The organism is Pedobacter sp. BAL39 (genome assembly GCF_000170795.1).
Taxonomy (GTDB): Bacteria; Bacteroidota; Bacteroidia; order Sphingobacteriales; family Sphingobacteriaceae; genus Pedobacter.
In genome coordinates this window covers 1-12,656 of the sequence record NZ_ABCM01000006.1, presented here as the reverse complement: position 1 = coordinate 12,656, position 12,656 = coordinate 1, and the positions used below count along the sequence as shown (strand labels likewise).

General features: G+C 43.3%; 15 protein-coding genes and 1 pseudogene. 12 read left to right on the top strand and 4 right to left on the bottom strand.

Annotation, left to right across the window (positions count from 1 at the left end):
* Positions 1-7 precede the first annotated feature (7 nt).
* From PBAL39_RS09500 to PBAL39_RS09490, 3 genes are all read left to right on the top strand, one after another.
* The gene (locus tag PBAL39_RS09500; RefSeq protein WP_157273972.1) at positions 8-658 is read left to right on the top strand and encodes a DUF4142 domain-containing protein; all 651 of its coding nucleotides are present in this window, start codon (positions 8-10) and stop codon (positions 656-658) included.
* 120 nt (positions 659-778) lie between these two features.
* Complete coding sequence (locus PBAL39_RS09495) at positions 779-1,303, top strand: OmpA family protein (protein ID WP_008240725.1); 525 nt, start codon at positions 779-781, stop codon at positions 1,301-1,303.
* 141 nt (positions 1,304-1,444) lie between these two features.
* The gene (locus PBAL39_RS09490; RefSeq protein WP_008240723.1) at positions 1,445-2,152 is read left to right on the top strand and encodes a DUF2490 domain-containing protein; all 708 of its coding nucleotides are present in this window, start codon (positions 1,445-1,447) and stop codon (positions 2,150-2,152) included.
* A gap of 95 nt (positions 2,153-2,247) precedes the next feature.
* Here PBAL39_RS09490 and PBAL39_RS25315 read toward each other — a convergent pair whose 3' ends face one another.
* On the bottom strand, positions 2,248-2,391 hold the full coding sequence (locus PBAL39_RS25315; RefSeq protein WP_157273971.1) for a hypothetical protein: 144 nt from the start codon (positions 2,389-2,391) through the stop codon (positions 2,248-2,250).
* Between the two features lie 76 nt (positions 2,392-2,467).
* On the opposite strand from PBAL39_RS25315, the gene PBAL39_RS09485 reads away from it, so the two are divergent.
* The 6 genes from PBAL39_RS09485 to PBAL39_RS09460 all read left to right on the top strand — a co-directional run bounded on the left by PBAL39_RS09485 (position 2,468) and on the right by PBAL39_RS09460 (position 8,123).
* Complete coding sequence (locus PBAL39_RS09485; protein ID WP_083801728.1) at positions 2,468-3,073, top strand: phosphatase PAP2 family protein; 606 nt, start codon at positions 2,468-2,470, stop codon at positions 3,071-3,073.
* A 299-nt stretch (positions 3,074-3,372) separates the two neighbouring features.
* Positions 3,373-3,612: a thioredoxin family protein gene (locus PBAL39_RS09480; protein ID WP_008240720.1), complete on the top strand. Its 240-nt coding sequence runs from the start codon at positions 3,373-3,375 to the stop codon at positions 3,610-3,612.
* A gap of 9 nt (positions 3,613-3,621) precedes the next feature.
* Complete coding sequence (nrdI, locus tag PBAL39_RS09475; RefSeq protein WP_008240717.1) at positions 3,622-3,990, top strand: class Ib ribonucleoside-diphosphate reductase assembly flavoprotein NrdI; 369 nt, start codon at positions 3,622-3,624, stop codon at positions 3,988-3,990.
* Between the two features lie 4 nt (positions 3,991-3,994).
* Positions 3,995-6,085, top strand: coding sequence for a class 1b ribonucleoside-diphosphate reductase subunit alpha (nrdE, locus tag PBAL39_RS09470; protein ID WP_008240714.1), 2,091 nt, complete (start codon positions 3,995-3,997; stop codon positions 6,083-6,085).
* A gap of 35 nt (positions 6,086-6,120) precedes the next feature.
* A complete protein-coding gene (gene nrdF, locus PBAL39_RS09465; protein ID WP_008240713.1) occupies positions 6,121-7,104 on the top strand; it encodes a class 1b ribonucleoside-diphosphate reductase subunit beta in 984 nt (327 codons plus the stop codon).
* Positions 7,105-7,262: 158 nt separating this feature from the next.
* Complete coding sequence (locus PBAL39_RS09460; RefSeq protein ID WP_008240711.1) at positions 7,263-8,123, top strand: universal stress protein; 861 nt, start codon at positions 7,263-7,265, stop codon at positions 8,121-8,123.
* 84 nt (positions 8,124-8,207) lie between these two features.
* On the opposite strand, the gene PBAL39_RS09455 is transcribed toward PBAL39_RS09460, so the two are convergent.
* Positions 8,208-9,548, bottom strand: a complete 1,341-nt coding sequence (locus PBAL39_RS09455) for a sorbosone dehydrogenase family protein (RefSeq protein WP_008240709.1) — start codon at positions 9,546-9,548, stop codon at positions 8,208-8,210.
* Positions 9,549-9,675: 127 nt separating this feature from the next.
* Here PBAL39_RS09455 and PBAL39_RS09450 point away from each other — a divergent pair, with 127 nt between their 5' ends.
* Positions 9,676-10,317, top strand: coding sequence for a PAS domain-containing protein (locus tag PBAL39_RS09450; RefSeq protein WP_198139808.1), 642 nt, complete (start codon positions 9,676-9,678; stop codon positions 10,315-10,317).
* 21 nt (positions 10,318-10,338) lie between these two features.
* Here PBAL39_RS09450 and PBAL39_RS09445 read toward each other — a convergent pair whose 3' ends face one another.
* On the bottom strand, positions 10,339-11,073 hold the full coding sequence (locus tag PBAL39_RS09445) for a LytTR family DNA-binding domain-containing protein (protein WP_008240705.1): 735 nt from the start codon (positions 11,071-11,073) through the stop codon (positions 10,339-10,341).
* 276 nt (positions 11,074-11,349) lie between these two features.
* On the opposite strand from PBAL39_RS09445, the gene PBAL39_RS09440 reads away from it, so the two are divergent.
* The gene (locus PBAL39_RS09440; RefSeq protein WP_008240704.1) at positions 11,350-11,832 is read left to right on the top strand and encodes an SRPBCC family protein; all 483 of its coding nucleotides are present in this window, start codon (positions 11,350-11,352) and stop codon (positions 11,830-11,832) included.
* Here PBAL39_RS09440 and PBAL39_RS09435 read toward each other — a convergent pair.
* Entirely contained in the window at positions 11,829-12,068 is a 240-nt protein-coding gene (locus PBAL39_RS09435) for a hypothetical protein (RefSeq protein WP_157273970.1), read from the bottom strand. The two genes, PBAL39_RS09440 and PBAL39_RS09435, sit on opposite strands and share 4 nt — an antisense overlap.
* Before the next feature lie 209 nt (positions 12,069-12,277).
* On the opposite strand from PBAL39_RS09435, the pseudogene PBAL39_RS09430 reads away from it, so the two are divergent.
* Positions 12,278-12,656 (top strand): annotated as a pseudogene (locus PBAL39_RS09430) (peptidase M23); the annotation flags it as partial.

Sequence of the window (12,656 nt, the reverse complement as noted above, 5' to 3'; positions counted from 1 at the left end):
ACTTCCTATGAAAAACTATGTGAAACTGGCTTTTTGTGCTGCGGCCTTCATGGCCTTGCAGTCCTGCCAAAATAGCGAAAGAAAAGATCGTGACGACCCGGCAACTGTCCAGGCGGATACGGCACTGGATACCACCCTGCGCGCGCAGGCAGCCACGGCTGATGTGGACCTTACTGGTAATGAAAAGTCATTTCTCTTAAACGCTGCAGTGACCGGCATGACGCAGATCAGCGCCGCCCGAATGATTATCGGAAAAACGAAGCGCCCGGAAATTAAGTCTCTTGCTGAAATGATGATCAAAGACCATACAAAGATGGCAACAGACCTTTCGCTGATTGCCAATGGCAAAGGAATGAGTCTGCCGGAAGCACTTCCGCAATCCAAAAGAGATGAGTTGAGTCGATTGGAAACACTAACTGCAGACGAGCTGGATAAAAAATATCTGGTGATGCTGATCAATGAACACCGTACTGCGGTGGATCTTTTTGATCGCGCCACCACCTATGAAAACGCTGATGTCAAACAGTTCGCTGCCAAGGCGTTGCCCGCACTGAAAGCACATCAGAAACAAGCAGAGGACCTCGGACTGAAACTAAACATCAGCAATGCCGGCAACGGTGACAATGATGATGGGGTTGCTCCGGATGTAAAAAAATAAGGTACTATTTTACCTGATCATGCGTTTAGTTGGTAATACTTTCCTAATTATTTCAAGTTTAATGGTACAGAAATAAAGAACGTTAGTTATGTTTACGGACACAATTAAAATAAATCACAAATGAAGTTTTTTAAACCACAGTTATTGCTGGCAGCGGTATTGCTGTTCGGCATCTCCCTACAATCTTGTAAATCAAAAAAAGTAGTGGCAAAACCTACACCTCCTGTTGTCGCGCCTAAACCTGAGCCTGTTGAAGAAAAACAGCCTGAACCGGAACCGGCACCTGAGCCTGCACCAGTTCCTGAAAAAGCCAGCTACAATTTCAACAATATCCAGTTCGAGTTCAATTCTGATGTATTGAAAACGGCTTCGTTTGAAATTCTCGACCAGGTGGTTAGAGAAATGAAAAAAGACCTTACTGTCGGTTTCGTGCTGAATGGCAATTCTTCTGCCGAAGGTAGTGTTGAACACAACCTTTCGCTTTCTGTTGACCGTGCGAATTCGGTAAAATCTTACCTGGTGAATGCGGGGATCCCTGCAGCAAACCTGAGCATTAAAGGTTTCGGTGCTACCAAGCCAATCACTACAAATGACAGCGAAGAAGGTAGGGCATTAAACCGTCGCGTTGAGATCAAAAGGAAATAAAAAAAGCTTTAAATTGATCGTGTTTGAGCGATAAAGCTGAGGAGCACCGCCTGAAAGTACGATACTTTTAGACGGTGCTTTTTTTGTGTTCTCCTAAATCTTGTTAATTTGCGGATTACACATACGAATTAAACAGTATTTATGCGTTATTCCATTTATCCCTTACTTCTGCTCATTTTATGGGGCACTGCGATCAGGGCGCAGACGACTACACAGAACAGCGGCTGGCTGTTTCTCATGAGTAGTCATAAATTCAATGAGAAATGGGGTAGCCACCTCGATGTGCAACTCCGGTCGGCCGACGAATGGGGATACCTGAGGAATTTTATGTTCCGACCCGGGATTACCTATTTTATAAACGATAAAAATGACCTTACACTGGGCTATCTGCTGAATACTACCCATAATAAACCTGATGCTGCCGACGACTACACCTTGGTGGAACACCGGATCTGGGAGCAGTATATTTTTAAACATAATATTGCCAGCATTAGTGGTAGTCATAGGTTCCGCCTGGAGCAACGCTTCATCGAACGTTATGGTGATGATCAACTATTTTCACAACGCTTCCGGTATTTTTTCCGTTTTATTGTACCATTGAAAAAACAGACTGCGGCTTTTGAAAAGGGCCCTTTCGCGGCCATTCAGAATGAGGTCTTTCTGAATCTTCAGAATAAGGAGGAGCTGAATACGAAAGTGTTCGACCAGAACAGGGCTTATGGCGCTCTAGGTTACCGGTTTCATAAAAAACTGGATGTTGAACTGGGATATATGAACCAGTCGTCAAAAGGTGTGCAGCGCAATACGATGAACAATATCCTGCAGCTGGCACTATATTCAAGATTTTAAACTAGTGTTTGCGGGGAGGCGTTTGGCATGCAGACCTGCAAATTACTGCTCCTGAGTTTTCATTGTATTTCAGGAGCAGTACGGCAATAAATCATTTACAAAATTAAAAGACGCGGGTTTACTCTTCTTTTAGGTGTTGCAGATTTAACGGATTTTGTTTTATCTTGAAGCTTAGTTGCTAAGCTTTTTTCTGAAGGAATAGCTTCCTTTTGTGCGGGCGGAGTGGAGTTACTTTTCATGATGTTCAATGTAATTGTGTAGTAAAAACAACGGATGCTGAAAATGGTTTAAAAAAAAATAACGTAATTTTACTTCATGAACATTAGAAAATCTACCTTTCTAAGATACTTCCCGATATTATCCTTTTGGTTATTCATTTTACCTTTGCGGGGACACGCACAGAATAAACTTCAGCAGCTGGACGACCAGATCCTGATTGACCTTTCTCATCACCGTACACCAGAACGCACGGGCTTTTTTATGTTTTTGTCGAAACACAACGATCTGGTAAATGTTGGTGTGCCGGTGGGCCTGCTTGCTGCCGGTGTCATCGGTAACGACAAGGAGATGCGTCAGAATGCATTATATGTAGCCAGCAGCTCAGCGGTAAATACCTTGCTGACCATGGCCATTAAAAAGATCGTGAAACGCCCAAGACCCTTTCATAATGTGAAGATCGTTTCTGTCTATCAGCCAGGTCATTATTCTTTCCCTTCCGGGCATACTTCTACCTCGTTCACTACCGCTACGGCATTGTCCAGGGCCTACCCGAAATGGTACATTATCGCACCTTCCTATTTGTGGGCCGGCTCGGTCAGTTTTTCCAGACTTTACCTTGGGGTACACTATCCTACGGACGTAGTGGCAGGTGCTGCATTGGGAACCGGGACTGCCTTCGCACTAGGGGGATTGAGACCTTAAATTAAGTTTTTCACAGGGTAGTTATAGACATGACTATTGTTAAATGAAAAATGCGTGTGGCATCTTTTCTTTCATTTTATTTTCGCAAACTACTTGATGAGAAAGGGTTAGGAAAACTGTTGATTTAGGATACCTATAATATCAGAGAGTAAAGTAAGTCGTCTGTCATAAATTTCAATTGCTTTTCCACCGGATGTTGATAATGTCTGGAGCGAGCCTACCTAATTAATTTGCATTTTTGAAGCTCCAAAAAACAGCGCTTTGTACGCTGATATTTTTAATCATAAAGACCCCTTAAGATGAGTACAAAAAGAATAATCAAATTTGAGAAAGACGATTGCAGCCCTTGCAATATGGTCTCTGAGTTCCTGGATAGAAAAGGTGTAGTTTACGAAACCATCAATCCTTTCAATCAGCCTGAAGTTGCGATGCAGTTCAGAGTTCGTTCCGTTCCTACGGTGATTGTTCTGGAGCAGGATCAGGAGATGTCCCGCATCATCGGCTTCAAACCTGAAGAATTATCTGCACTGGCGGTATAATAGGGAATTATGGCGATGACCTGTATCTACTACGATAGTAAGACGGGTAATGTTGAACGCTTCATTAACCGTTTGAGGCTGCAGCGCGACTGGGACATTCAAAAGATCGACCAGATATCGCAGCCTTTGCAGGAAGGACACCTGATTACTTATACCACAGGCATCGGCGAGATCCCCGCTGCGACACTTCGTTTTTTAGAGGAGAACAGCAGCATGATCAAGTCGGTCTCTTCCAGTGGCAATAAAAACTGGGGCCCTAATTTTGCGATGGCTGCAACCAAGATTGCAGCGAAGTTTAAGCTTCCCGTACTCATGCAGTTTGAGCTGAGTGGTACTGGTGAAGACATCAGAAAATTTATAGAAAATATAGAAGGCTAAATATATGATAACAAAAAAATGGATCTTGTTGAACAACGAGATCATGACCAAAGAAGATGACGAATTCAGCCTTCACAAAGACAAAGAAGCCGTACGTTCGTATTTTCTCGATTATGTAAATAAAAATACGGTTTTCTTTTACACCTTAAAGGAAAAGATCGACTACCTGATTGAGCAGGAATATTATATAGACTTTTACCAATGGTATACTTTCGAACAGATGGAAGAAGTATACAATATGGTATATGCCAAGAAATTCAGGTTCCAGTCGTTCATGAGCGCCTTCAAGTTTTTTCAGAGCTATGCATTGAGAGATGACAGCGGTGAGAAATTCCTGGAGCGGTATGAAGACCGCGTAGTGGCCGTAGCCCTTTTCCTTGGTCAGGGAAATGTGGACCACGCCAAAGCATATGCAGAACTGTTGATCAACCAGGAGTATCAGCCGGCAACACCGACCTTCCTGAACTCAGGTAAGAAACGTTCCGGAGAATTGGTTTCCTGCTTCCTTGATGAAATCGGCGACAACCTGAACGGGATCGGTTATGCGATTGATTCGGCAATGAAACTTTCTTCTATCGGAGGTGGTGTATCTTTCAATATCTCTAAAATCCGTGGTAGGGGCGAATCCATTAAGGATGTCGAAAACCGTGCGGGTGGGGTATTACCAATCATGAAAATCCTGGAAGATACTTTCTCGTATGCCAATCAGTTAGGGCAACGCCCCGGTGCAGGAGCGGTTTACCTGAACGTTTTTCATACTGATATTGAAGAGTTCCTGGATTGTAAAAAGATAAACGTCGATGAAAAAGTAAGGATCAAATCCTTGTCTATTGGTGTGATTGTTCCTGACAAGTTCATGGAACTAGCAGAAAAAGATGAGGCTTGTTACCTGTTCCAGCCGCATACAGTTTACAAAGCTTATGGCAAGTACCTGGATGAGATGGACATGGATGAAATGTATGAGGAGCTGCTGACCAACTCTGCTGTCAAAAAGAAAAAGATCAACGCACGTCACCTGATGGTGAAAATTGCGCAGACACAGAAAGAAAGTGGTTATCCATACCTGTTCTTCAAAGGCAATGCAAATAAAGGACACGCCCTGAAAGACATCGGTAATGTAAAGTTCTCTAACCTGTGTACAGAAATCATGCAGGTGTCTGAGGTATCGGATATCGAGATCTATGGTCGAGAAGACCAGATTAAATACGGCATTTCCTGTAACCTGGGTTCATTGAATATCGCTACGGTGATGGAGAACAAAAGGATAAAAGAGGCGGTGACGACAGCAATGAGGTCATTGACCGTAGTTTCCGACCTCACCAATATTGCCATGGTGCCCTCTGTGCAGAAAGCGAATAAAGAGCTGCACAGCGTTGGGCTGGGTGCAATGAACCTGCATGGGTTCCTCACAAAGAATTTCATCATGTATGAAAGTAAAGAGGCCCTCGACTTCTGTAATGTATTCTTTATGATGGTCAATTTCTATTCTATTCAGAGTTCTATGGAAATTGCAAAAGAGAAAAAAGAAACTTTTGTTGGTTTTGAGAAGTCTGAATATGCAAATGGCAATTATTTTAGCCAGTACATTGCGAAAGACATCCTGCCGGTAAATGATAAGATTGCGAAACTTTTTGAAGGCATGGCAATTCCTACTGCGGAAGACTGGAAACAGCTGATGGCAAATGTAAAGGAATTTGGTTTGTACCATGCGTATCGCCTGGCGATCGCACCAAACCAGTCGACTTCTTACATCATGAATGCTACGGCTTCTGTAATGCCAGTGGTGGATGTGATTGAGGTGCGTGAGTATGGCGATAGTACTACTTATTATCCAATGCCATACCTGGATAATGATAATTACTTCTTCTATAAATCAGCTTATGACATGGACCAGAAGAATGTATTGCGACTGATTTCCGTGATTCAGAAACACGTAGATCAGGGAATCTCTACGATTCTCCATACCAATACAAAGGACAATACCAGGGACATCGCGAAATATTACATCTATGCGCATAAGATGGGATTGAAATCTCTGTATTATACCCGTACAAGGAAAGCATCTATTGATGAGTGTGTATCCTGTTCCGTTTAGTTTTAAGCAACCATCAGCATAATTAAAAAGAAATAATGAATCAATATAAAGCAGTAAACTGGAATACCCCTGAGAATGATTATGCAGGCATGTTCTGGGAGCAGAACCTTCGCCAGTTCTGGGTGGATACCGAATATATCCCCTCCAAAGATATCGACAGCTGGAAATCGCTGAGCCCTGAAATTCAGCAGGTTTATAAAAGAGCGCTTGGCGGACTAACTCTCCTGGATACCCTGCAGAGCCATACCGGAATGCCGAAATTACTGGACCATATCGATGGTTTACAGAACAAGGCGGTGTTGTCTTTCATGTGTATGATGGAAGCCATCCATGCCAAGTCGTATTCCACAATTTTTACGACAGTAAACAGCACTCCGGAAATCAACGAGCTATTTGATTGGGTGGAGAACAATAAACTCCTGCAGTTCAAGGCTTCGACGATTGATAAATATTACCGTGCGCTGGATGTGCCCAAGGTGAGCAATGAAGTGTTGTTTATGGGACTTGCAGCTTCGGTATTGCTGGAATCCTTCTTGTTCTACAGCGGTTTTTTCATGCCTTTATGGCTTGCTGGCCAGGGGCAGATGGTAGCTAGTGCAGACATTATCAAAAAGATTGTTGCCGATGAGTCTATCCATGGTGTGTTTGTAGGGCTGCTTGCACAGGACGTTTATAAGAAACTGCCAAATCCGGAGAAATGCAAGGCGAAGCTGGAAGCCCTGTTAATGGAGCTTTACGAGAATGAGCTTAAATATACGGATGAATTGTATACTGAAGTGGGCCTGACTGCTGAAGTAAAGGAATATGTGCGTTACAACGCAAACAAGGCGATGATGAACCTTGGGTTTGAGGAACTTTTTGAGGTGAAGCCCATCAATGCAATTGTTTTGAATGGATTGAATGTGGAGACCACGCAGCACGATTTCTTCTCCAAGAAATCTACCAACTACGAGAAAAGTATGGAGGTTGTTTACCTGCATGACGAAGATTTTCAGATGGATGCCGATCCTATATTCTAGGATAATCTTTCAATTACATACGGAGACCGGGCTTATGGCCCGGTCTTTTTTTTGCAGTTATGTTTTAGATCAGCAGATGAGGTGATTTCCGTCATTTGGCAGGATGGGTTTTTAGCGGAACTTCATCTTATCAAATGGTAGAACTAAATCTTTGATTGATGAAAACGATATTGGTACCCACGGATTTTTCAGTTGCTTCTGATTCGGCCACACAGTATGCCTTTCACCTGGCAAAAAATATTGGATCGGATGTCATTCTGTGTCATGCTGTAAAGATTGCAATGGAGACGCCGGTTGCTCCACAGTATGGCTGGGTGGACTACGACGGCCTGAAGAGTGATGCGGTAGAGGAGTTGGAGGTTTTATCAGCCGCATTACAGGAGATTCCCGTACATGAAAACCGTAAACCTGTTGTTGAACATATATGTGAGATTGGTTCATTGACGGACATCATCAAGGTGCAGGCCTGCAAGCAGGATATTCCATTACTTGTGATGGGGACCTCTGGCGCGGGCTCATTGAGCAGGTTCTTTCTGGGTAGTACCAGCCGCGACCTGATTGATGCTTATATCCTGCCTACGTTGCTGGTGCCAGCAAATGCGGTATTCTCGAAGATACGAAAGATTGCTTTTGCTACGGATATGAGCAGAGGGGATGCGGAACTGATTGCTAAAGTCGCGGAGCTGGCGAAACATTTTGAAGCCGAAATCCTCATTGTGAATATTACCGATAACCGGTTTAACGAGTTTGCTTACGAACAGAAAGCAGATGAGTTTTTGAAAGCCGTTTCGGAGCGCACAGCTTATTCGGAGATCTATTTTCGGCACTTGCTCAACGACCACATTTCCGAGGGGTTATATCAGCTGACGGAAAGTGGGATGGTAGACATGATTGTGATGGTGCACAGGAGGCATGACCTGCTGGATCAGATTTTCAAAGGCAGTCAAAGTCAGAAGATGGCCAGAAGATCAAAGATACCATTGCTGGTGTTTCCGCCAGTGTGTAAATCTGAGTTTTAAAAATTTTTCATAGGAGTGTTGTTTTGACCTGCAAGCTTTACACTTTCCATCAGGAAAGGTAAAGCTGCAGGTTTTTATTTTGGCTTATTTTGAGGCCGCTACTCTCCATACAGTATTGCTCACATCATCAGCAACGAGGAGTGCACCATCTGGAGCAACAGCTACACCCACGGGACGGCCATATACCTCCGCCTTTTCTTCATTGGCAATGAAGCCGGTGAGGAAACCCTCTGGCTTGCCAGCAGGTTTGCCATCTTTGAAAGGAACGAAGGCCACCTGGTAACCTGATATTACAGATCTGTTCCAGGAGCCATGCTGACCGATAAATGCGCCGTTCTCATATTTTTCAGGGAATTTGCTACCAGTATAAAAGGCAAGTCCTAATGAGGCGGTATGCGCACCAACAGCTACATCAGGTACCAGGGTGGAGGCAACCAGGTCAGGTTTTAGGCCCTTCATCCTTGGGTCTTCATGTTGTCCGTAGTAAGCATAAGGCCAACCGTAAAATCCGCCTTTTTTAACGCTGGTGATGTAGTCCGGAACAAGGTCGTCACCGAGGCCATCACGTTCATTGACTGCCGTCCATAAAGTAGATGTTCCCGGTGCCCAAGACATGCCTACCGGATTTCTCAGACCTGATGCATAGATGATTTCGCCCGATCCATCAGGATTGATCTCTAGAATGTTTGCCCTTCGTACTTCATGTTCCATACCATTTTCACCAACATTACTTCCCGAACCCACAGAAACGTAAATCTTACTGTTATCCGCATTGGCAATGAGGTTACGCGTCCAGTGGTTATTATAACCTCCAGCCGGGAGCTCAAGGATTTTTTTGCCTGGTGCGGTAATTTTTGTGTCACCGGCTTTGTAAGGGTATTGATATAAGCCGTCGGTATTGGCCACGTAAAAATTATTTCCGATGATCAGCACGCCATAAGGCTGGTTCAGTCCGCTGAGGAAATTTGTTTGTAGTTCAGGTTTGCCGTCGCGGTCTTTATCGCGTAGGAGTACCACACTATTTGCACTTTCCCCGGCAACCTCAGCTTTTGCCTTTCCACTGATCGCATTGGCGATCTTTTCCTTTGTAGAACGTTCAGAGTTGGAGAGTACTACGAGGATGTCCCCATTGGGCGCTACATAAATGTTTCTCGGACTTTTGAAGTTACTGGCATATTTCGTTACCGTAAAACCTGCAGGTGCAACAGGTGTTTTGCCTTCAGGCCATCCGATAACTTTACTGAATTTGTTTTTTGAGGCATTGGTGTCAGGTTCTGGCAAACTGGACTGCTGACTGCTATCTGCCTGCAGCGAATCTGTTTGTGTATTGGTTTGTTGCTGATTTGAAGTACAGGCAACTGCCAGAGGCACAGCTGCAAGCAGCAGCAGTAATGCCTTCGTAGATTGTGGTTTTGCTTTGTTCATCCTATTTTTTTAAGGGTTCATCCTGATGTATCATCTTATAAACAGCCATAGCGTAGGATGGTTTTTTGTTTTTTACTCCCTAAATGTTTATTTTAAAAATGTAAATTTACTGTTCATAACAGCCATAATGAGTGGAATTAGTAGCGCGCCAGATTCACAGGAAGAATTGTTGTCAATTTTGTCGGCTTACCGGCAGGCAGTGGATCAGAGCGTGATTTCTTCCATCACCGACGTCAAGGGAAGGATTACATTTGTCAATGAGCGGTTTTGTGACGTCTCTAAATATACGGCAGGAGAGCTAATTGGGCAGGACCACAATATCATCAGGTCTGATTTTCATTCAAAGGACTTTTTCAGGGAGATGTGGAGGGTGATCGCGAATGGTGGAGTGTGGCATGGGGAGATTAAGAATAAAGCGAAGGATGGCGGACATTATTGGGTGGATAGTGTCATTGTCCCTATCAAGAACAAACAGGGAAAGCCAATCCAATATTTGTCGCTGCGGACCTTGATTTCAGAAAGAAAGGCAAAGGAGGAGAAGGCTCATGAAGAACATGTGGCTGCAATTGAGTCTATGTTGTTTAAGGTTTCCCATGAGGTGCGGCAACCGGTGGCCCAGATTCTGGGGCTCTCAGAGCTGCTGGAAAAGAATGCGGCCTCGGAGCAGGAATTCCGCATGATGCTGAGCTCTATCAGAAGAGCTGCCCTCGCTCTGGACAGTTATACACGGGAACTCGCCCTGTTTATGAATAAGATCAAAAACTCCTGAGCGGAAAACCGGATCTTGCGATTATTTTCTATTTGTTTTTATAGTCTTTGCTTTGATGAAGCTGGCGAGACGCTCCTTGTAATGCCCACCCATCGTAATGAGCAGTTCATTGCTCATCTTTATAATGTTGCCGTCGATACTTTCAATGTTATTCTTTGAAATGATAAATGAGCGCTGCACCTGCACAAAGTTGTTGTTGTTCTGTAAGAGGACGTTGACTTCCTGCAGACTGAGGTAGGCAATGACCTTATCCTTGGCGGTATGAATCTGAACATAGTTGCCAAGACTCTCCACCGCAATCATATCCTGGTACCGGATTTTGATGAGTTTGAGGTTGTTTTTATCCTTCACGAAGAAAAAATCATGGGGATCTTCAGTCACTGAAGGCTTAGGGCTTGTCTTTGCAGGCAGTACTTTATTTACAGTCGTGGCAAATTTGGCCAATGAAAATGGCTTCAGTAAAAAGGCATCAGCAGAAACCTCAAAGGCGTTAAATGCATACTTGGAATGTGCGGTGGTGAAGATGAGCTTGTCCGTTTTTTGACGGATGGTTTGGGAGAGTTCCACACCAGTCATGCCCGGCATGTCCACATCCATGAAGATCAGGTCTACTTTTTCTCCCGCAAGAATCTCGTTCAATGCCTGGATAGGATCTGAGTAAGTTTTGATTAACTTAAGCGTGCTGAGGGAATGAATATATTCTGAAATCTCGTCAATTGCATATTTTTCATCATCAACTACAATACATGTATACATTTTTCTAAGTTACTTATTGATTTTGTATTCAACAAAATGTATTTATTTTCATTTATTTGAATTTATTATTTAATTACAATATTTATAGATCTTTTGTAGGTTATGTAATTGTTAATCAGGGGAAGTATTGCCTGATTTTATCCATCTTTATTTTTTAGCCATAAAAAAATACTATCTTGGGGAAGGATAATTTACCATTACTTATTGATTTGATAACGCGCTCTCCTGTATCGAAATTGGGCAGGCTGCTGTTATTGACTTAAATTGATATCAACCATGCCGACAATTCGCTTGAAAACCTGCATAAGGGCTGCGCCAGATCTTGTTTTTGATTTATCAAGAAGTGTAGACCTTCACCGGATTTCCACCTCGCAAACCGGCGAACAGGTGGTGGGAGGACGGAAATCCGGTATGATCGAAATGGGCGAAAGTGTTACCTGGGAAGCCAGGCATCTTGGGATACGACAACGGCTGACTTCACGCATCACCTCCTTTGACCGCCCTGATTATTTTGTAGACGAGATGGTACGCGGTGCTTTTAAGTCGTTCAGACACGAACATCTTTTTATCCTGCGTGAAGACTTTACGGTAATGACCGACATTTTCAGCTATGACGCGCCTTTTGGGCTGCTGGGCAGGCTGGCAAACTACCTGTTTTTGTATAACTATATGGAAGACTTATTATTGAAACGAAATCAGATCATTAAAGAATACGCAGAAAATGGACAGGGGGAACTATTGATCTACGAAAGAGATTAATTGACACCTTTTTCTCCAGGCTGCCGTGCCGTCTGATTTTCACTTTCTTTTGTTTCTATATGTTTTTTTAGTGCTTCCGCATCGGGGGCATCTTCTTCAGGCATGTGTTTATGTGGAACGAAATCGTCCTCTGTAATCACATCCCTTTCATGTCCGGGTTTTCCGTGGATAGCTGTTCCTGTGAGGTTTGAACCAAACTCTTTGCGTGGCTCTGTATGATCTTTTTGATTTTCCATGGCTGCAATATTTATGGTGTCAAAAAATAACAGCAAGGGCCGGGATTTGTTTTTATCAATTAAATGCAGATTTATAATCCTTTGTTTATCACTGTTTTTCCATCTTCAGAATGAATCTATTTGCATTTCATTGAGGTTTTCGATAGTTTTAAAAATACATTGTGTATAATGCGTCTCATAAGACGTGGATATGGAGATATTATTTGATCATGAAGTTCCGGAGACTAATCTTACTATTCATTTTTCTTTGCTTTGCTCAGCTTACCTTTGCCCAGACCAGTGCTGAGCTCAAAAGGAACAAGGAAGCTTTACAGCGTGAGATCGATCTGTTACAGAAAAACCTGAATGCCACATCGAGCACGAAGCGGATGACGCTTGGTCAGATCAGGGCAGTAAATGCAAAAATCAGGCTGATGCAAAATAAGATTTCTGTAATCAACTCTGAAGTGAAAAACCTGGATAACCAGATCCACGAAAACAGCAATGAAGTGCGTTCATTGAAGGGACAACTGGGACAGCTGAAGAAAGAATATGCAAATATGGTCCGTTTTGCGCAGCGCAACAGAAATGCTTATGATAAGATGATGT

Excerpts from the sequence above, each read along its gene's own strand:
- PBAL39_RS09500 (WP_157273972.1), top strand. The coding sequence starts at position 8 with ATGAAAAACTATGTGAAACTGGCTTTTTGTGCTGCGGCCTTCATGGCC.
- PBAL39_RS09495 (WP_008240725.1), top strand. The coding sequence starts at position 779 with ATGAAGTTTTTTAAACCACAGTTATTGCTGGCAGCGGTATTGCTGTTC.
- PBAL39_RS09490 (WP_008240723.1), top strand. The coding sequence starts at position 1,445 with ATGCGTTATTCCATTTATCCCTTACTTCTGCTCATTTTATGGGGCACT.
- PBAL39_RS25315 (WP_157273971.1), bottom strand. The coding sequence starts at position 2,391 with ATGAAAAGTAACTCCACTCCGCCCGCACAAAAGGAAGCTATTCCTTCA.
- PBAL39_RS09485 (WP_083801728.1), top strand. The coding sequence starts at position 2,468 with ATGAACATTAGAAAATCTACCTTTCTAAGATACTTCCCGATATTATCC.
- PBAL39_RS09480 (WP_008240720.1), top strand. The coding sequence starts at position 3,373 with ATGAGTACAAAAAGAATAATCAAATTTGAGAAAGACGATTGCAGCCCT.
- nrdI (WP_008240717.1), top strand. The coding sequence starts at position 3,622 with ATGGCGATGACCTGTATCTACTACGATAGTAAGACGGGTAATGTTGAA.
- nrdE (WP_008240714.1), top strand. The coding sequence starts at position 3,995 with ATGATAACAAAAAAATGGATCTTGTTGAACAACGAGATCATGACCAAA.
- nrdF (WP_008240713.1), top strand. The coding sequence starts at position 6,121 with ATGAATCAATATAAAGCAGTAAACTGGAATACCCCTGAGAATGATTAT.
- PBAL39_RS09460 (WP_008240711.1), top strand. The coding sequence starts at position 7,263 with ATGAAAACGATATTGGTACCCACGGATTTTTCAGTTGCTTCTGATTCG.
- PBAL39_RS09455 (WP_008240709.1), bottom strand. The coding sequence starts at position 9,548 with ATGAACAAAGCAAAACCACAATCTACGAAGGCATTACTGCTGCTGCTT.
- PBAL39_RS09450 (WP_198139808.1), top strand. The coding sequence starts at position 9,676 with ATGAGTGGAATTAGTAGCGCGCCAGATTCACAGGAAGAATTGTTGTCA.
- PBAL39_RS09445 (WP_008240705.1), bottom strand. The coding sequence starts at position 11,073 with ATGTATACATGTATTGTAGTTGATGATGAAAAATATGCAATTGACGAG.
- PBAL39_RS09440 (WP_008240704.1), top strand. The coding sequence starts at position 11,350 with ATGCCGACAATTCGCTTGAAAACCTGCATAAGGGCTGCGCCAGATCTT.
- PBAL39_RS09435 (WP_157273970.1), bottom strand. The coding sequence starts at position 12,068 with ATGGAAAATCAAAAAGATCATACAGAGCCACGCAAAGAGTTTGGTTCA.